The sequence below is a fragment of the Pedobacter aquatilis genome (assembly GCF_032678405.1).
GTDB classification, from domain to species: domain Bacteria; phylum Bacteroidota; class Bacteroidia; order Sphingobacteriales; family Sphingobacteriaceae; genus Pedobacter; species Pedobacter aquatilis_A.
In genome coordinates this window covers 163134-183038 of record NZ_JAVTSJ010000006.1, presented here as the reverse complement: position 1 = coordinate 183038, position 19905 = coordinate 163134, and the positions used below count along the sequence as shown (strand labels likewise).

Sequence of the window (19905 nt, the reverse complement as noted above, 5' to 3'; positions counted from 1 at the left end):
GAGGAGGCTTCTTCACCGAAACTTCACGAAGAACATTGAATCTACTTATCTACAAGGGTATATCGCTTCGGTACTGTAAACGGAAAATCGACAGGAACATTGCCATCAATTTTAACATATTGTAAATCGATGTTAATTTTCTTAGCACCAGAAAGTGTATTTACTTTTAAAGCGCCGGGAAATAAAAATTCGTTTAGTTTCTGGTAATCTGTATAAGTTACCTTTAATGCCTGTCCGCTCTTCGCATCGTTAAGGTTAGTTTCCGAAACTTTGAAAAGCGTATTGAAAAACAATTTATAATCGAGGTTTTCTTTTGAGCCTGAAACAACCCAGGCACCATTTTCCTGTTTCACATCAGATTTATCTGTCAGAAATTCGCCCATGGCATTCCCTGTCAAAACTGCCTGAAGGGTACTAAAATTAACCTGTTTATTGGTAAAATTGTAAATATAGCTGAAAGGTTTTTTAAGGTATTCGCTCTTAAGCTTATTCTGGATTTTTATGCTGTCAGGCGTAATCAAAGCTCTTGCTACTTCTGCAAGTCCCCCCAAGGCAGTAATACTCACCCAAATGGTTTCCTTATCCTTCATGCGGAAATTCATGGTAACATCATTGGCATCACCATTAATGTCGAGCGTAGCTTTTGCTTTTAAAGAAAGAGTATTAAATTTTAGTTGTTTGCTGTTTAATAGCGTTAAAGCCTCTGCTTTGGTATTATCAACTTTAGTTTCGGGCTTTGCCGGAGGGGCGACAACAATTTCTTTTTTAGGCTTACAAGCTGTTACAAAGATTACTGCTGCTAAAATAAACAGGCTATTTAAAATATTTTTTTTCATTTATCTTCTTATTTAATACTTCCGAGCCGTTTCCAGCTTCTTTTGCTTTTTGCCATTGAATTAAGGCAGCATCTTTATCGCCTTTCATGTAAAGAATATCGCCATAACGCTCCAGATAAACACCATTCTTATTGGTATTGTTTTGCAGTGCTTTTTCGATCCAGGTTTTTGCCAGATCGTATTTTTGTTGCTTAAATAATATAAACGCATAGGTATCTGTTACCGACGAATTTTCAGGCATTGCATTGGCTGCTGTTTCGGCAAATTTTGCAGCTTTAGCTAAATCATCATTCTTTAACGCCAGATAATAGGCATAATTGTTCATGATGAGATAATTATCAGGCTCAATGGCTATTGCCTTTTCGAATGCGGTTTTTGCCAGCGAGAAATTATTCTGATTAATGTAAATGTCACCTTGTAACGCGTAAACCTGCGCTTGTAAACTCTTGTTATCTACATCAAGTTGAAGGGCATTTTTTAAATTACTTTGGGCGATATCATACTTACCTGTTTTATATAAGGCATAAGCCATGTAATAATAAAGGCTTGCCTGATTAGGATAAATAGTCAACGCTTCATCGCCAACTTTTACTGCATCATCATAATGCCCAAGTAAAGTCTGGATATTTATTACCTGTTCCCAAATGGCATAAACCTGCTCGTTTAGTTTTAATGCTGCCTGGTATTGGGTTAAAGCCTCTTTTAATTTATTTTGCTGATATAAAACATCGCCATAAAGTGCGAGCGTTTTCGCATCATTGGGATTTTTCTCGGCAAGCAGTTTACTTAAGTCGCTTACATTTTTAGCAACAACCGGCTGGTTCATTTTCGGAAATAACGCAGCAACTATTTTCACTTTTTCGGTTAATGGCATTTCTGAGCTCTCGAAAGCCAGTTTCAATGCTGCAAAGGCGGCATCATCATTTTTCTGTTTGCGATAAATATCTGCCAAACCTAAATTAACTTCGAAATTATTGGGTTCCAGCGTTTGTGCTTTAAGCAATACTTTCAGCGCTTCTGCATCATTGTTTTTTTGCAAAAGAAGGCCCACAGCGTAAAGGTAATTTTTCACATCAGCCTGATTCCCTTCAAGCAGTTTAACAATATCACTATCGCTCGCCGCACCATTTTGTTGAAAACGCCTCTTGGCATTGGTTAACTCCCTTGATTCACCAAACTTCTGCTCAATAACCTCATAGGTCTTTTTTGCCTCGTCAGGTTGGTTTGAAAGAAACTGTGCATTCGCCTTATCGAAATAATAAGCATCGTTATCAGGGTCGATTTTGATTAACTGATCAAAAACACCTATTAACTCGGGCATTTTGTTGGTTCTTTTATAAACCTCAGCCTGCAACCGGAGGTACCATTTATTATCCGGACTTAACTGAATGGCTTTCTTAATGTTTAACTCAGCTTCGCTAAGTTTATCTAAGCGAAGATTTGCATTTGCCAGTTCAAAATAAGCTGCATGATTAGTAGGGTCGATACTTACAACTTTGGTAAAACTCGTAGAAGCCACAACATAATTATCAGACATTTTTTCTTTCAAACCGGCAAAAAACAATTGCTTCACCATGTTGCTATCACGATTTGTTGCAGCTACAGGATTTACCTGTGCTTTAGCATTAAGGCTTATCGCAATCACAGAAAGAAAAACATACCTGCTAATCATAAATTAAATTTTGGATGATTTAATCAAATTATCGTTTTAAAATCTTCATCAAATCTTTCTTTTCAAAATAGGCGATACCTGCGATAAAGGCAAAAAGTAATGCATTACCGATATAGATATTTCTGTTAAAGATAAAGAATGAAGCGAATACAATGACTGTTGAAACAACAATGTAAGCCAGAATTTTTTTAAGGTTATAAGGAATCGGGTAATATTTCTGACCAAGTATGTACGAAATAATTGTCATTTTTGCATAAGCTGCCATTGACACCCACGCCGAGCCCATATAACTAAACCTCGGTATCAAAACAATGTTTAATACAATTGTTATTATTGCCCCTATAACCGAAATGTACAAGCCGTATCGGGTTTGATCTGAAAGTCGATACCATATAGAAAGGTTCATGTATATTCCTAAGAAAACATACCCGAGCAAGAGATAGGGAACAGCTGGTAATCCAACCCAATATTCTTCCTTGCGAATAAAAAATTTCAGAATTTCAATATTTGCTATTAGCGCAACAAAAAGGACGGCTAGTGCTATTACGAAATACTGTAATATAGTGGCATATGTTTGTTTAGCGTTTTCGTTCTTCGCATGGCTAAAAAAAAAGGGTTCTGCACCAAGACGAAATGCAGTAATAAAAATACTTAGAAAAATTGCAATTTTGCAAACAGCTCCATATATACCAACCTCGTCATTAGCAATGTTTGCGGGCAACAAATCCTTTAAAACAATCTTGTCTAAATTTTCATTTACGATAAACGACAAGTTGGCAACAAGAATAGGCCAACTGTAAGAAAACATATTAATGAATAAAGCTCTATCGAATTTCAATTTAAGTTTAAGAAATTCTGGAATTAAGGCAATTAATGTAGCCAAACTTGCAATAAGGTTAGCTACAAAAACATAACCTATCCATTGATACCTATACCAAGACTGTAGCCAGGAAGTACCAACCCAATTGTGTTTTATTATAGCTGGTACAACAAAAATGAAGATTAGATTGAATCCAACAAAACATCCAATATTCAGAAATTTCACTAGACTATATTTAAATGGCCTTCCATCAGCACGTAGTCTGGCAAATGGAATTACACAAATGGCATCGACATATAAAATCCATAGGAAAAAACTAACATATTGCTTATAGTCAGGAACTTCAGAAGCCTTAGCGGCTAAATATGATGCTAGTTGATTGGAAAAGATTAAGCCCGTAATCAGGAATAATGTTGAAATAAAGGCAATACATAAAAAAGAATTATTATAAACCTCCTGTTTCTTATCCTCAAATTTATTTAGATACCTGAAATAAGTACTTTCCATACCAAAAGCCAGAATCGCATTAATTAGCGAGGCATTGGCATACATATTAGTAAAAATACCATAAACACCTTTTTTATAGACAGAAGTATAAATTGGTGTTAGAATAAAATTGAACAATCTTGAGAAAACGGTACTGATACCATAAACCATTGTTTGCCCAAGAAATTTTTTATATACCGACAATTTGATTTTTATTTTTTGATTTAGTTTGAGCTAATGTATGCATCTCTCAATACTGAAACCGAATTAATTATTTTTTAAGTATTGCTTGGATGTAATTTACCAGAGCAAATTCTTTTTAACCACCTCGAAATTACGAAAGTTCTTAGGTTCGCCCTCATTTACCTCAACATGTTCCACTACCGATTTCTCCGGACCTTCTTTACACCAGTCGATAAAGGCATCAAGGATAAATGCTTCTGCCTCAGCTTCGATATATACCGAACCATCTTTTTCATTCTTTACAAAGCCTTTAATACCCATTTGGTCGGCAACAGCTTTTGTGCTGGCCCTAAAAAATACGCCTTGTACTTTACCTGTTACTTTTATATCGAGATGTTTCATCCAAGTTAAATATTGATGTATAAGAGCACAAAGTTAGCAAACGCTGGTTCATTCGGTTGTTTCTTCAAGCAAATTCTTAAATCTTTTTAATCCCCTAAGGTACTCCTGCCAGATTTCCTCCACAATCTGTTTAGCCGGTTTTATTTCTTTAAGCATGGCTGCTATTTGCCCGATTTCAAGTTCACCATTTTCCATATCACCTTCAAACATACCAAGCTTTGCCCTCGCCCTACCTAACAACTCCATTAACTTAGCCCTGTCTGCGCCTTCGGCTTCGGCCTGAGCAACGGCATCGGCAAATTCATTTTTTAAAAGCCGTACCGGGACAAGTTTTTTCATCGCCAGTTTAGTATCGCCTTCCGTTGCAGCGATAATTTTAGCTTTAAATGCCGGATGGGCCGACGATTCTTCGGCCAGGGCAAAAGCAGAACCAATTTGAACAGCATCAGCACCCAGGGCAAATGCTGCTAACATCGATTTACCACTGGCAATTCCTCCGGCTGCGATAACAGGAATGCTAACGGCATCTTTAATCATCGGAATTAAACATAAAGTTGTGGTTTCTTCGCGACCATTGTGCCCCCCAGCCTCAAAACCTTCCGCAACAATTGCATCAACACCAGCTTCCTGTGCCTTTAAAGCAAATTTTGTATTCGCAATAACATGAACAACGGTTATACCTTTTTCTTTTAAGGTACTGGTCCAGGTTGCAGGATTCCCAGCTGATGAAAACACAATCTTAACCCCTTCTTCAATTACAATATTGATGATTTCCTGAATATTCGGATATAAAAGCGGGATGTTTACTGCGAAAGGTTTATTGGTGGCCTTTTTGCATTTTTGAATATGTTCCTGCAAAACATCAGGATACATAGAACCGGCGCCAATAATACCCAGGCCACCAGCATTGGATACAGCAGATGCCAATTTCCAGCCACTGCACCAAATCATTCCGGCCTGGATAATCGGGTATCTAATATTGAAAAGTTTGCAGATTGAATTCATATTCTTAAATAAGTTTGGTAACCTGGTCACTTTCAATTTTAAAATCCCCCGATAGCTGAATCAGATTTAAACCGGGTTTTTTTCCTACCTCAATGCTACCAAACTGATCGCTTAAGCCTAAAAATTCAGCACCATTAAGGGTTCCCCATTCTAAAAGTTTTTCAAATGGCACTTCCTTATGCATTTGCAAAGTTTTCATCTCGCCTAAAATATTGAGTTGACGGTTACTTGCCAAACTATCGGTACCAAGGGTTATTTTTACCTTTTCGCTGATAAGTAATTCCGTATCGGGTAATTTATTTTCAATGTACAAATTAGCTTGAGGGCAAAGGCACCAATATAAATCTGCCTGTTGCTGCTTTGCAAAATCAATATCTTCTTTTGCTGAAACCGTATTATGAACCAAAAGTGTTTTTTGCGCTTTAATATAAGGTAACCAGGTTTGTAATGACGTTTTTCCTGATGGTTTGAAGAAAGAGATATCCAGGCCCAGAAACTGATAAAGCTTTAAAAAATCGCCTGTTTTGAATTTAAAGAAATCATTTTCAGCTGTTGTTTCCTGATTGTGGATACTCAAAAAAGTATCATCTCCTACCGCAGTCTGATTGATCAGGCCAAAAAGTTCGGGCGAAACGGAATAGGGTGCATGCGGAACGACCGATGCAGGAAGTGGAGCAAATTCATTTTTAATACCTGTAGCATAATCCATTATGACTTGTGCCCGCTCGGGATTAAACCCCATGGCTTCAACAAAAGTGTGGTAATAAATTTTACTCTTTTGCTTAATTTCCTTTGAAATAATCTGGTTGGAAATATCACCTACAGCAGCAATGCCATTATCATAAAGTTGCTTATCTGCATGCTGCATGGCCACTTCAATAGTGTGGGGATCTGCCTGTCTGTTTTTAATGATGTTTTGAACAAAATCAACTAAACCGGTCTTCTCAGGAATCTGGCCTATCATATGCGATAACTCCAGATGACAATGTGTATTTATAAAACCCGGAACAATAGCCCCCTTATGTTTCTCAGTTTCTAACTTAAATTTTTGAACGACATCTTCAGTTAGCAAATCTTTTATTTCGCCTTCCTGATCAACTGCTATAGCACCGTTTTTTATTGGCGATGTATTTACAGGAAAAACCCAATCGGCAGAAAAATATTTTAGCATGCAGCTAATTTAAGATTTTTGATTTACCAATGACGATTTGTAATGTAGCGAAGAAGTAAAATGCTTAGGGGAAATTTTAAATTTTGACCAAAATCTAAAATTGATAATAAAAAAAGAGCCTCCTATCGGAATCGAACCAATGACCTACTGATTACAAGTCAGTTGCTCTACCAGCTGAGCTAAGGAGGCTTTCTTTCGGGCTGCAAGTATAGAAAAAAATATTCTTTTGGGAAAATATTTTTAAATTTTTAGCAACTACACACGAAACAAGCAGATTGGTTTGGAACAACATCAATATTACCCGCTCTTTCTCGTGTTAAACAAGTAGTATGGCAATCTCAGGCATTTATCAATAAGAAATTACGGTAAAATTTGTAGTCATTCCCCCCAAAGTGTGGAGAAACTCCACAACACTTTATTTCTGGCACAAACACAAACAACTGTAATACAACTGATTAAGGCATTATGCCAGTTTTGGCACCATTATGAAACATTAGCAAGTATTGTTACAAATATTAAATTTTTAAAAATCATACTATGAAAAAGTTCATTTTATCAGCTACATTTTTAGCTTTCGCAGGTTTCTCAGCAGTTCAGGCAAGTGAAGTAAAAGATTTCAAAACTACAGCTATTGTTGCAGTTCAGGATAGTGCAGTAAAAACACCAGTTAAATTAGAAGAATTGCCAGAGCCGGTAACAACCGCATTGAAATCTGATGCTTATAAAGGTTGGACAGCTACAGAAGCATGGTCGGTTAAAGAAGGTACAAAAGAGTACTATTTAATCAACGTTAAAAAAGAAGCAGAAACTGGTTCAGTAAAAATCGATAAAGACGGTAAACCAGTTCAATAATATTTGCCTTAACCGGGCATAATCAACTCAAGCGTAGCTTTCGGGCTACGCATAATTAAACTAGAACCACGAAACTGTTTCGGCAGTTTCATCACATTTAAATTAGAAAAAGATGAAAAAGTTAATTTTATCAGCTGCGTTCTTAGCATTTGCGGGATTCTCAGCAGTACAAGCGAGTGAAATAAATACAATGAAAAATGCTGCAATTGTTGCAGTTCAAGATAGCGCAGTGAAAACTCCGGTTAAACTGGAAGAATTACCTGAGCCAGTTACAACAGCATTAAAATCTGATGCTTATAAAGGCTGGACAGCAACCGAAGCTTGGTCTGTTAAAGAAGGTACAAAAGAATATTACCTGATTAATGTTAAAAAAGAAGCAGAAACAGGTTCTGTGAAAATTGACAAAGACGGTAAACCGGTTCAATAATCCCAAATATTACATCTACCTAGTACAAGAAAAGCCAGTTTTTAACTGGCTTTTCTTATTTTTGTTGTATGGCGAGCATCCTGATTTTAGAAGACGATACAACATTTGCCCAATTACTAGACGGTTTTTTAACCAAAAATGGTCATACGGTTATGCTTGTAACCCATATTAAGCAATCTTTTAAATTAATCGAAAATCAGGAATTCGATTTATTTCTTATTGATTACCGCCTTCCCGACGGAATTGGCTTTGAAGTAATTACACATTCACGGAATCTTGGATTAAACACCCCAATCATTATCATGACGAGTTTTAATGATGTGAGGACTGCTGTAAAGTCCATGCAAATGGGTGCTTTCGATTATATTACAAAACCGGTTAACCCTGATGAACTTTTAATGGTAATTAAGAATTCTTTGACTAAAAAGGATTTGAAAGAAACCAATATTGAGCCTGCAGACACCGATTTTATAAAAGGTAAGAGTGCTATTGCCGACAGGCTTTATGAGCATATAGCTTTGGTTGCACCAACCGACATGTCGGTTATTATTCAGGGTGAAAGCGGAACAGGAAAAGAATTTGCTGCCCGAACACTACACCAGCAAAGCAAACGGGCTGATAAACCTTTCGTTGCCATCGACTGTGGCGCTTTATCGAAAGATCTGGCTGCAAGCGAATTATTTGGTCATACCAAAGGCGCATTTACCGGAGCTTTAAACGATAAAAAAGGCCAGTTTGAAGCGGCAAATGGCGGAACTTTATTTTTAGATGAAGTGGGAAACCTGAGTTACGAAGTACAGATTAAGTTACTCAGGGCTTTGCAGGAAAGGGTTATCCAACCTTTGGGCAGTACAAAACAAATTGCTGTAGATGTGCGCATTATTACGGCTACAAATGATGATTTGCTAAACAGTATTTCCGGAGGAGAATTCAGGGAAGATTTATACCATCGCTTAAATGAATTTAAGATTCAACTGCCTCCTTTGAGGGATCGAGGTAGCGACCTGGAATTATTCATCAATCATTTTATTGGTTTATCGAACCGCGATTTAGACCGGAATGTGAAAAGTATTTCAGCCGAAGCTAAATCGTTATTATTAAATTACGATTGGCCAGGAAATTTACGTGAACTGAGCAACGTAATTAAGCGCATGGTTTTGTTAACTCCAGGCGATATTGCACAAATTAACGCCTTACCTGATGAGATGATGATTTCTGTAAACCAGCAAACCTTACCTGGAAGTTCATCTGATTTAAAAGCCGTAAATGAGCAGAATGAAAAAACGCTGATTGCTGAAACCTTAATCAAAGCAAAGCATAACAAATCCAAAGCCGCAAAAATGTTAAACATTGATCGGAAAACACTCTATGCCAAAATGGAGAAATACGGAATTGACTAACATTTTTTCTCGTTGAATTCGCTTCCGAGGATTCGTTTCTGGCAAGTACTAACATGATGTAAGCTTAGCAGCTATTACACTAAATAGTCCATTTCTTCCATTACTGCAATCAAGGCATCCAGCTTTTTCAGCTGGTTTAATATTTCTGCCTCAATACTCTTATCTAATCCTTTTTCTGCAATCTCAATTTCAAGCACTCTGAAAGATTGCGCCAAAGTTTTTGCACCCATTTGTGCTGTTCTTCCTGCCAAACGATGCACAATTAAACGGCTTTTATCCTGATTATTTTCCTGCAGCTTAACTTTAAGCTCGGCAGCATCATCAATACAATCTTGTTTAAAGCGGTTAAGAATTTTTTCCAGCATCTGCTGGTCGCCGAAAGTCATTTTTTCTATTGAGGAAAAATCAAACTCAGGCTGTTCGGCCAAAATTTCACTTTTATCAAAAATGGCTAACAAATCCTTCGTTTGAAATGGCTTCATAATCAATCCATCAAATCCTTCACTTAAAACAATTTCACGCTCTTCAGGCAAAACCTGTGCGGTGATCGCATAAAATTTAACAGTTGCAGGTAATTTTTTCTTTAACAAGTGACATAATTCTACGCCAGTCATTTCAGGAAGGCGCATATCTACAAGCACATATTTCAGGTTTGTATCAGGCTCCTGATGCAGAATATCTGCAACCTCGCCAAAACTTTTGTACGGTATGTTATTTTTCTCAAAAATTAATCCGCAGAGGTCGAGAATAAGTTTATCATCATCAATAACCCAAACCATTCCCGGATTCACTATAGCATAATTTTCTAAATCCAGCGCATCGTTTATACGCTCGCTGGTTTCAGCATATGTAAGGTAAATGTTAAATGTGGTTCCGATTCCAGGTTTACTTTTTACATGAATACGTCCGCCTTGTGCCTCAATCAGAGATTTAACAATCGGCAGACCTAATCCTGTACCCGTTTGATTAAGAACATATTTTTCAGGAGATTCAATCTGCTCGAATTCATTAAATATCCTTGAGATGTCTTTCTCTTCAAAACCAATTCCGGTATCTTTAATTGTGAAATGGAAGTGCAGGTTATCGGCTTGTTTTTTACAGGAAACCCGTAGATTGATTTCTCCTTTAAGCGTAAACTTAACTGCATTACCTAAAAGGTTAAAAAGGATTTGTTTCAGCCGGAAAGCATCACCTTTAACAAACTCAATAGCCCCTAAATCTAAATCAGTAACCAGGTTAAGCGATTTTTGCTCAGCAAGCGGACGAACTACTGAGGTAACCTCGGCCAGTACTTTTTTAATATCAAAAACCTGGTTGTTAAAACTAAACTCTCCCGAAATAATCCGGTTATAATCGAGCACCTCATTAACAATTTGAAGTAAGTGAATCGACGATTGGTAAATCGCATCCACATCTTTTTTCTTTGGCGTATCCTGCTGGGAAATGAGTTCTGCATAACCCAATATCGATTGCAAAGGTGTCCGGATTTCGTGACTCATATTGGAAAGAAATCGTTGTTTTGCCTTTCCATGGTATTCGGCCTCGTCTTTCGCCTGTTCTAAGGCTTTACGATAACGATTACTTTTTGTTATATCGGTTAAAATCAAATATAAAAGAACAACGGTAAGCAAAAAGAAAGCAATAATTATCGTAGTTATTTGTGTAATGCCATCATTTACAACTTCCTTTGCCTGTATACCATTAAGGTCTACCTGAGCAACGGCCTGTCCTTCTACTTCTCTTAAAATCTGTAGAATCTGGTTAGTAAGTGCATTACTTGCTGTTGATAAATCCGCTTCGCGTTTTAAAAACTTCTGACTTTTCTGTCTTTGTTCTACTTCAATATTCTTAAGTGAACCAGTCATGCTTTTCATGATACTATCTTCAGCCTTGGCATTCAGCGTATCACGTTTTACCTTAAATTCTTCGTTGATAATTTTATAAACATCGGCTTTCTTTTTACCGAAAAGTTTACTTAAGAAGCCCCTCGATTTTTCTTCTTCTTCAGGTGCAACAGTAGTTGTAGAAGTTGTTGTTTCAGTAGTTAAAACCGCACTATCCGTTTGCCTTGCCCGGATAGCCACCAGTTCATTTAGTTTCTGAACCTCATCAGAAAAAGATTTTGTATTCACCAGCGTTTCACGAACCTGCAGGTAGGAGACAAATTGTTTATCACGCTCCACGAGTAGATTTTTAATAGATTTAATCCTGGCAATTTGTAAAGAATCGCCGGTGTAAAGTTTCCGAAGGGTATCCAGGCTCGAACGTAGCTTTCTCGATTCTTTTAAAAAGCTTGAGTTCCCTTGCTTATTAAACGCTTCATCCCGCTGCAGTTGGTCAAGCCTTGCAATTTTGTGTGACAGGTCGTTTACAATACGGAGCCGATCATTCGGAGCCGAAATTTCTTCAACGGTATTAAGCATCCGCGTAAAGGCAAATTTGCTGATTCCCCATGCCAGAAGTAATGCAAAGCAGGCAAATAAAAACCCGATGATTACTTTACTCTTTACTGCCCTGAAAAAACGTTTTTGTATTGCGGCTGCCATTAATTATAGATTTCCTTTTCTTATTAAACGAAATTTTCGCTCAAAAGACACATTTAACTAAATAATACAAATAACAAGCATAAGAAGTTTTGATTTTTTTAGTCTCGAATATGGGAATGAGCTAGTTTTATACCTTTAATGCTTTAGCTAGAATAATTTTTTCAAGAGAAAAAACCGATTTATACCATATAAATCATTACAAATTCCAGATTTACAACGCAATTTATTTAATTTTAACCAAGCCTATAACCATGAACCGCATCGACCGCCTTTTCGGGATTTTAACATTGCTTCAATCGAGAAAATACATCTCTGCTGATAAAATTTCAGAGCGGTTTAGCATAAGCGTACGCACAGTTTACCGCGATGTGAAAGCTTTACAGGAACAAGGAATCCCTGTTGGTTTTGAGCAGCATAAAGGCTATTTTCTTGTGCAGGGTTATTTTCTGCCTCCGGTATCATTTAATATGGATGAAGCAAATGCACTGCTTCTGGTCGAAAGTCTGGTAAATGGCTTTGCCGATAATTCTATCCGTTCTCATTATTCTACCGCATTAACAAAGGTTAAGGCTGTTTTAAAGAATAGCCAGAAAGAGAAACTGGAAACCATGAACCAACATATCAGGTTACAGGTCCCTGAGCGATTAACTTTTAATTACGAATACCTTTCTCTTATACAACAGGCAATTTCCGAGAAATATATTATTGAATTGGAATATAAAAACGCAAAAGATGAGTCAAGTAAGCGGGAAGTTGAACCCATTGGCTTAATTTTCTACGCATTTAGCTGGCATTTAATTGGCTGGTGTCATTTCAGAAACCAATATCGCGACTTTAATTTAACCAGAATTATTTGCCTCAAAAATCTTGAAAAATCTTTCCTGAAGACTAAACACATGCCTTTGAGCGATTACATGAGCATGTTACCCGTTAATTTTTAGCAGATCCTCAAAAAAATAAATTTTAATTTTTACACTGCCATAGGGTTGACAGTGTGCTGTATTTTCTTTGTATAAACAAACCCAAAAAACTATGAGCATTGCAGACTTGTTATTAATGGAATTGAATACAATTGAAAGAACAAAACAAAAAAATATGGATATCATTAAAGCATTATTGAAAGAATTTGAGGCCGAATTTAACACAACAAAAAAATTCATGGCAATTGTACCGGCAGATAAATTTGACTGGGCTCCTCACGAAAAAAGTATGAAGTTGAAATCGCTTGCAAGCCATATTGCAGAGCTTCCAGAATGGGTAAGTATGGCTTTAACTACTGATGGACTCGATTTCGCCACAGCACCATATGAAGAAAAACACATTGAAAGTGCAGGAGATTTATTAAAACTTTTAGAAGACAGCTATAAAAGTGGCAAAGCCGAACTGGAGAAAGCAAGTGAAGAAAGTTTTGATGAAAAGTGGACATTAAGAAATGGTGACCACATCCTTGCCGATTACACCAGATATGAAACAATTCGTCATGCTTTTAGCCAAACTACTCACCACAGGGCACAACTTGGTGTTTATTTAAGGCTATTGAATATTCCCATTCCCGGAAGCTATGGCCCGAGTGCGGATGACCAGAACTTTTAAATCAATAGATTTTCCTGGTAAGTGAACCGCTGGCCAGGAAAATTCTGTTTCAAATATGACAGGCCGTAGCACAAACTGCACATATATTTGTTTTGATGAAAACAATCTTTGCAATCTGTGGCAGTACGCGTAGCCAATCCAGCAATCTTCAGGTAATAAAAGCAATTGAAAATCTCCTCCCGGGCGATTATTCGCTAACGCTATTTGAAAACATTTCATTACTTCCTCACTTTAATCCCGATTTGGATAATGAGTTGACACCAGACTTGGTTTCAGCTTTTCGGCAAAATATCACCAAAGCAGATGGGATTTTATTTTGTACACCCGAGTATGCGATGGGTCTACCCGGCACTTTTAAAAACGCCATCGACTGGACCGTAACTACTGCATCGCTTTCAAAAAAGCCTGTTTTTGCTATCATTGCTTCATCGCAAGGCGAAATGGCATTCGATTCGCTGGCAAAAATCCTTACTGTTCTAGAGGTAGACCCAATCATGCAGCTCATCCCATTTGTACGAAGTAAGGTTAACCTGCAAAATGAAATTACAGATACCGAAACATTGGAAACCACACAGGCAAATGTTTCAAAGTTTATTAATCAAATAGAAAGACCCACTTCCATTTAGGCTTTTGTATATCTTTGCATAAAATTTAACATATGCAAAACTCGTCTGCAACCCGTTTAAATAAATTTATCAGCGAAAGCGGATTGTGTTCGCGTAGAGAAGCCGATCGGTTTATCGAAAAGGGAACGGTTTTTATCAATGGTAAAAGGGCTAAAATTGGTGATCAGGTTTTTGCAGGCGACAGGGTAATGGTTAATGGACATAACATTGAACCCAAAGAAGAATCGAATTTCATCTTATTGGCCTTTAATAAACCCGTTGGCATTACGAGTACAACCGAATCCAGTGTTAGAGATAACATTGTTGATTATGTTAATTATAGTGAAAGAATATTCCCAATAGGCCGCTTAGATAAAGATTCGTCAGGTTTAATTTTCCTTACCAATAATGGCGATATCGTTAACAAGATACTAAGGGCGGGTAACAAGCACGAAAAGGAATATATTGTAACCGTAAACAAACCAATAATCGAAGAATTCATTTTTGAAATGGCCAATGGTGTTCCGATTCTGGGTGTAAATACACGTAAGTGTAAGGTTCGTCAAATCAGCACTTTTGTTTTCAATATTATTTTAATTCAAGGCTTAAACAGGCAAATCCGTAGAATGTGCGAGCATTTTGGCTATGAAGTGACCAAATTGGAACGCACCCGAATTATGAATATCAACCTAAAAGGTATTCCGACAGGAGAATTCAGGGAGCTATCGGAAGATGAAATGAGTGTTATCATGAAGAGTGTAGAAAAATCTTCATCAGAAGCCACTGCGAAACCAAAAAGTACCAAGAAAAAAAACAATTCCTGGGAAGAAATCCCTGAATTAAAACAAGAACAACCGAAGAAGTCTTTCAAGACTGCTAAATCAACACAAAAAACAGGAGGTAGAAAATCTTCAGGTCATTCATCAGCTAAGCCTGCGCAGAAAAGTTCTTCTGCCAATAGAAATTCGAGACCTGCCAAAGGTAAAACTTCAGGAAAGCCAAACGGCAGGCAAAGAGGCAGATAAGCCAACAGATTGTAAAATTCTGAACTTCAAAGTATTGCCGATGCTTTTAATCTTTCAGCTTAAAAGCTTTTTAAGTACCTTTGCAGCAAATGGTAACAGCAAAAAAAATCGATATCCGCTCATTAGATTTGCCTCAGTTGCAGCAGCATTTAACCGCTATGCAGCAACCTGCTTTTAGGGCAAAGCAAATTTATCAGTGGTTATGGGAAAAATCGGCAACTAACTTTGATGATATGAGCAATCTATCTAAAGATTTGCGCAAAGCATTAGATGAAAGTTTCACTATAAATGCTGTTCAGGTTAACAACTCTCAGTTTAGTAACGACCATACCATTAAAAACACTTTTCGCTTAGCTGATGGAAACATTGTTGAGGGTGTTTTAATTCCTTTGGAAGATCGTATGACAGCTTGCGTGAGCTCGCAGGTTGGTTGTAGCTTAACTTGTAAATTTTGTGCAACGGGCTATATGGACCGGAAACGCAACTTAAATGCCGACGAAATTTACGACCAGGTAGTGCTGATTGATAAACAGGCAAAGGAAAATTATAATAACCCCTTAACCAATATTGTATATATGGGTATGGGCGAGCCACTTTTGAACTACTCCAATGTGCTTAAATCAATTGAGCGCATAACTGCGCCTGATGGTTTAAACATGAGTTATAAGCGAATTACAGTTTCTACTGCGGGTATTGCGAAAATGATTAAAAAGCTTGGCGATGATGGCGCAAAATTTAACCTTGCGCTTTCGCTGCATGCTGCAGATGATGAAAAACGAAATGAAATTATGCCCATTAATGAGGCGAATTCATTAAAATCATTAGCCGATGCTTTGAAATATTACTTCGCTAAAACTAAAAATCCAGTTACTTACGAGTACATCGTGTTTAATCACTTTAATGACGAGATTTCCGATGCAATGGCCTTGGCAAAATTCTGCAAGCATATTCCATGTAAGGTTAATCTTATTGAATACAACCCCATTTCTTTTGCTGATTTCACTAATGCCGAAGGTGATAAAATAGATGCCTTTTCAAACTATTTAAAAAGTCAGGGCATAAACACAAATATTCGTCGCAGCCGTGGTAAAGATATTGATGCGGCTTGTGGCCAGCTTGCAGTAAAAGAAGAAGCTAAAGCCTGATAAACTTTCAATTTTCAAATAAAAAACTAAAGCATTATATTTAGTGGAGTGATTTTCTTCAATTGCCCAACTAAATATGATTGCGATGGAAATTCTGAAATCAGGTTCTTTACTCTTCAAAAATTGGCGCAATGATTTGCTCAGTCTTTTATTTCCTGATTTATGTAATGCTTGTGGCATACCTTTATTCAAAAGCGAAGACCTCATTTGTACAAAATGCCTTTTCGATTTACCCTATACAGATTACCACCTCCATGCTGAAAACCGTGTAGCAAAACAACTTTGGGGAAGATTACCCTTAAATGCAGCAATGGCCATGCTTTATTTCAGAAAAGGAGCAAAAGTTCAGAACCTGCTTCATAATTTAAAATATAACGGCAAAACGGATATCGGTATCTTATTAGGAACATTATTAGGAGAACGATTAAAAAACAGTGTGCTTTATCAGAATATCGACTTTATAGTTCCTGTCCCATTACACCATAAAAAACTTCGTTTAAGAGGATATAACCAAAGTTCTTTCATTGCGGAGGGTGTTTCAACTAAAATGGCTGTTCCTTATAATGAAGAAATACTCATCCGGAATATATCTACCGAAAGCCAAACCAAAAAAAGCAGGTATAGCCGCTACGAAAATATGAAAGCTGTATTTAAAGTTGTTAACTTGGAAAAAACTAAAGGAAAGCACTTACTGCTTATTGATGATGTTATAACAACTGGTGCTACACTTGAGGCGTGTTCCAATATTTTACTCGAAAATGGTGCTGCAAAAGTTAGTATTGCAGCTTTGGCATTCGCAGAATAATTTTCTGATATTTGATTTATGCGTAACATCCCATGTGTTTTCCTGATGCTAATCATTCTTTGTTCGGCTTGCCGAAAAGACGAACGCGTTACCACAGATGCAAACGCAAAGCTCACTTTATCGAAAGACAGTATTCTGTTCGATACCATTTTCACAAGCATTGGTTCGACAGTAAGAAAAGTAAAGCTATTAAATAAGAATAATGATGCATTAAAAATTTCCGAAATCAAGCTTTCAGGAGGAACAACATCTGCTTTTAGTATCAACATCAACGGTGAAAATACCTCAGGCAAAACAGGTATAATCTTAAATGGGAAAGACTCTCTAAATGTTTTTGTTAAAGTTACGATCAATCCGAGTGCGAATAACAATCCGTTTCTGGTGCAGGATTCTATAATTATAACAGCTAACGGAAACCGGCAATCGATTCAGCTACTTGCTTATGGCCAAAATGCTGTATTCATAAATAATGGGGTTATAAATACGAATACCAACTGGACAAAAAACCTCCCTTACATTATTAATGGTGCAGTTAGTGTTAAAATGGGAGCAAATTTATCGATACAGCCGGGCACAAAAGTTTATTTCCATAAAGATGCTACCATGAATGTAGAAGGTACCTTAAACGCGAATGGTACTTTTGATGAGCCTATAGAGTTCTGCAGCGATAGAAAAGAGGCACTTTATAGTGATGAACCCGGACAATGGAAAGGTATCTATTTCAAACAAACCGGCACGGGGATTATTAAAAATGCAACCATAAAAAATGCTTCTGTAGGCATAACTTCCGATTCTTTATCAACGAATGCCAGTCCGAAATTAATTATTAGTAATAGCACCATTAAAAACATGCAGGTTGCAGCATATATTGGTTACCATTCCGAGTTACTGGCGTTTAATAACCTTATCTATAATTGTGGAAATTACCTCATTTACGGTGTAGGTGGCGGAAATTATAACCTCAAACAAAATACTTTTGCCGGCTATAATCCCGATTTTCCTCGTAAAACTGCTGCATTAACCTTCTCAGATTATTTATCGGCGAAAGCTTATAACAAGCTAACCCTCGAATTAACCAACAACATTATTTCAGGAAGCTTAACAAATGAATTGGATATACAGAAAAAAACCTCGGCATCAGTTCAAAATAACCTAACGGCCAACCTGATTAAAACATCGAGCTCAAATTATAATACAGCAAATATCATTAATATTGACCCGTTATTTGTTTCTGTAGCGAATGAAAACTTTACACTTTCCAACAACAGTTCTGCTATAAAAAAAGGTGCTGATTTGAGCAATGATACTTATTTCAATAATTACCTGAACAAAGATTTAAAAAATAAAACAAGATTTTTCCCCTCATCTTTAGGTTGTTATGAGAATTATTAATTTTTTTAATTTTTTCTAAAACATTTTATAAATGCTTGCGTTTATATATTCGAGAGCGTTAATTTAGATGGTAAGGGTCGATATTTCTTCAAAAGAATATCGGCCCTTTACTTTTTGGACAGGAATTCAGGATGACTTTCAAATCATACTTAAAACAAAAACGCCTTACAAATTAATGTAAGGCGTTTTTATATAAAACCTTAAGCTTATTATCTTATTTGTAAAGTGGAAAAGCACTTACCAATGCTATAACCTCTGCCTTAACAGTATTTAAGTTAGCCTCATCTTCAGGATTGGTTAACACCCTGTCAATTAAATCAACGATTTTTTCCATTTCCGCCTCTTTCAATCCACGTGTTGTAACAGCCGCAGTACCAACACGGATACCCGAAGTTATAAATGGTGATTTATCATCGAAAGGAACCATGTTTTTGTTAACTGTTATTTCTGCTTTTTCCAAAACATTCTCAGCCAATTTACCAGTAATGTTTTTATTACGCAGGTCGATTAACATCAGGTGATTATCCGTTCCGCCTGAAATAATTCCATAACCCTTGGCAACAAATGCTTTAGCCATAGCTTGCGCATTCGCAGCAACCTGTTTAATGTAGGTACCGTACTCATCGCTTAATGCCTCACCAAAAGCAATCGCTTTAGCAGCAATAATGTGCTCTAGCGGTCCACCCTGAGTTCCTGGGAAAACGGCCATATCAAGCAAGTTACTCATCATACGAGGCTCACCTTTTGGCGTTGTTAATCCCCATGGGTTTTCAAAATCCTGCCCCATCATAATCATACCACCACGCGGACCACGTAAAGTTTTATGAGTGGTTGTAGTTACAATATGGCAATGTGGAAGTGGGTTAGCAAGCAATCCTTTTGCGATAAGACCCGCCGGGTGAGAAATATCAGCTAACACCAAAGCACCAATTTTATCGGCCACTGAACGGATGAAAGCATAATCCCACTCACGTGAATAGGCTGAAGCACCACAAATAATTAATTTAGGCTTTTCTGCTAATGCAACTTCTTCTAACTTTTTATAATCAATTAATCCCGTTTCCTTATCTACACCATAAAATAAGGGCTGGTATAATTTACCAGAGAAATTCACCGGAGAACCGTGCGTTAAGTGACCGCCATGCGAAAGATCAAAACCTAAGATTTTATCACCCGGCTGAATAACGGCAAGCATTACCGCAGCGTTAGCCTGTGCACCTGAGTGCGGCTGAACGTTAACCCATGCAGCGCCAAACAATTCTTTAGCCCTATCAATAGCAATTTGCTCTACAACATCAACAACCTGGCAACCGCCATAATAGCGCTTTCCCGGTAAGCCTTCCGCATATTTATTGGTTAATACTGAGCCAGCGGCTTCCATAACCTGCTTGCTTACAAAGTTTTCTGATGCAATAAGCTCTAAACCGTGTTCCTGACGGTTTAATTCCTTATCGATAAGTTCAAAAATTTGGCTGTCGCGTTTCATCCTTATATTTAGGTTTGTTATTTTTTTGGCAAAAGTAAGAAATTAGAAGTTAAA

18 protein-coding genes and 1 tRNA gene are annotated in these 19905 nt (G+C 37.2%); 10 read left to right on the top strand and 9 right to left on the bottom strand.

Annotation, left to right across the window (positions count from 1 at the left end; genetic code table 11):
- Positions 1-41: 41 nt before the first annotated feature.
- From R2R71_RS16775 to R2R71_RS16745, 7 genes are all read right to left on the bottom strand, one after another.
- Positions 42-836 (bottom strand): DUF4292 domain-containing protein, encoded by a 795-nt coding sequence (locus R2R71_RS16775; RefSeq protein WP_316832433.1) that lies wholly within the window; start codon positions 834-836, stop codon positions 42-44.
- Positions 814-2508 (bottom strand): tetratricopeptide repeat protein, encoded by a 1695-nt coding sequence (locus R2R71_RS16770; RefSeq protein WP_316832432.1) that lies wholly within the window; start codon positions 2506-2508, stop codon positions 814-816. Before R2R71_RS16770 ends, R2R71_RS16775 begins: the two co-directional genes overlap by 23 nt.
- A gap of 28 nt (positions 2509-2536) precedes the next feature.
- Positions 2537-4018 carry a lipopolysaccharide biosynthesis protein gene (locus R2R71_RS16765; protein WP_316832431.1) on the bottom strand — a complete coding sequence of 494 codons (1482 nt, stop codon included), beginning with the start codon at positions 4016-4018 and terminating at the stop codon, positions 2537-2539.
- Between the two features lie 96 nt (positions 4019-4114).
- The gene (locus tag R2R71_RS16760; RefSeq protein WP_316832430.1) at positions 4115-4399 is read right to left on the bottom strand and encodes an acylphosphatase; all 285 of its coding nucleotides are present in this window, start codon (positions 4397-4399) and stop codon (positions 4115-4117) included.
- 48 nt (positions 4400-4447) lie between these two features.
- Positions 4448-5404 (bottom strand): NAD(P)H-dependent flavin oxidoreductase, encoded by a 957-nt coding sequence (locus R2R71_RS16755; RefSeq protein ID WP_316832429.1) that lies wholly within the window; start codon positions 5402-5404, stop codon positions 4448-4450.
- A gap of 4 nt (positions 5405-5408) precedes the next feature.
- Positions 5409-6575 carry an amidohydrolase family protein gene (locus R2R71_RS16750; RefSeq protein WP_316832428.1) on the bottom strand — a complete coding sequence of 389 codons (1167 nt, stop codon included), beginning with the start codon at positions 6573-6575 and terminating at the stop codon, positions 5409-5411.
- Between the two features lie 116 nt (positions 6576-6691).
- Positions 6692-6764, bottom strand: a tRNA-Thr gene (locus R2R71_RS16745).
- Between the two features lie 348 nt (positions 6765-7112).
- Here R2R71_RS16745 and R2R71_RS16740 point away from each other — a divergent pair.
- From R2R71_RS16740 to R2R71_RS16730, 3 genes are all read left to right on the top strand, one after another.
- Positions 7113-7427, top strand: coding sequence for a hypothetical protein (locus R2R71_RS16740; RefSeq protein ID WP_056872056.1), 315 nt, complete (start codon positions 7113-7115; stop codon positions 7425-7427).
- A 112-nt stretch (positions 7428-7539) separates the two neighbouring features.
- On the top strand, positions 7540-7854 hold the full coding sequence (locus R2R71_RS16735) for a hypothetical protein (RefSeq protein ID WP_316832427.1): 315 nt from the start codon (positions 7540-7542) through the stop codon (positions 7852-7854).
- 68 nt (positions 7855-7922) lie between these two features.
- Positions 7923-9254 carry a sigma-54 dependent transcriptional regulator gene (locus R2R71_RS16730; RefSeq protein WP_316832426.1) on the top strand — a complete coding sequence of 444 codons (1332 nt, stop codon included), beginning with the start codon at positions 7923-7925 and terminating at the stop codon, positions 9252-9254.
- Between the two features lie 74 nt (positions 9255-9328).
- Here the strand turns inward: R2R71_RS16730 and R2R71_RS16725 are convergent, their stop codons facing one another.
- A complete protein-coding gene (locus R2R71_RS16725) occupies positions 9329-11800 on the bottom strand; it encodes a hybrid sensor histidine kinase/response regulator (RefSeq protein ID WP_316832424.1) in 2472 nt (823 codons plus the stop codon).
- Positions 11801-12051: 251 nt separating this feature from the next.
- Here R2R71_RS16725 and R2R71_RS16720 point away from each other — a divergent pair, with 251 nt between their 5' ends.
- From R2R71_RS16720 to R2R71_RS16690, 7 genes are all read left to right on the top strand, one after another.
- Positions 12052-12741 carry a YafY family protein gene (locus R2R71_RS16720; RefSeq protein ID WP_316832423.1) on the top strand — a complete coding sequence of 230 codons (690 nt, stop codon included), beginning with the start codon at positions 12052-12054 and terminating at the stop codon, positions 12739-12741.
- 91 nt (positions 12742-12832) lie between these two features.
- Positions 12833-13393 (top strand): DinB family protein, encoded by a 561-nt coding sequence (locus tag R2R71_RS16715; RefSeq protein ID WP_316832422.1) that lies wholly within the window; start codon positions 12833-12835, stop codon positions 13391-13393.
- A 95-nt stretch (positions 13394-13488) separates the two neighbouring features.
- Positions 13489-14019: an NADPH-dependent FMN reductase gene (locus tag R2R71_RS16710; protein ID WP_316832421.1), complete on the top strand. Its 531-nt coding sequence runs from the start codon at positions 13489-13491 to the stop codon at positions 14017-14019.
- A gap of 32 nt (positions 14020-14051) precedes the next feature.
- On the top strand, positions 14052-15023 hold the full coding sequence (gene rluF, locus R2R71_RS16705; protein WP_316832420.1) for a 23S rRNA pseudouridine(2604) synthase RluF: 972 nt from the start codon (positions 14052-14054) through the stop codon (positions 15021-15023).
- 89 nt (positions 15024-15112) lie between these two features.
- Positions 15113-16168: a 23S rRNA (adenine(2503)-C(2))-methyltransferase RlmN gene (rlmN, locus tag R2R71_RS16700; protein ID WP_316832419.1), complete on the top strand. Its 1056-nt coding sequence runs from the start codon at positions 15113-15115 to the stop codon at positions 16166-16168.
- 85 nt (positions 16169-16253) lie between these two features.
- Positions 16254-16973: a ComF family protein gene (locus R2R71_RS16695; protein WP_316832418.1), complete on the top strand. Its 720-nt coding sequence runs from the start codon at positions 16254-16256 to the stop codon at positions 16971-16973.
- Positions 16974-16991: 18 nt separating this feature from the next.
- Positions 16992-18365: a hypothetical protein gene (locus R2R71_RS16690; RefSeq protein WP_316832417.1), complete on the top strand. Its 1374-nt coding sequence runs from the start codon at positions 16992-16994 to the stop codon at positions 18363-18365.
- Positions 18366-18579: 214 nt separating this feature from the next.
- On the opposite strand, the gene glyA is transcribed toward R2R71_RS16690, so the two are convergent.
- Positions 18580-19851, bottom strand: coding sequence for a serine hydroxymethyltransferase (gene glyA / locus R2R71_RS16685; protein ID WP_316832416.1), 1272 nt, complete (start codon positions 19849-19851; stop codon positions 18580-18582).
- Positions 19852-19905 lie beyond the last annotated feature (54 nt).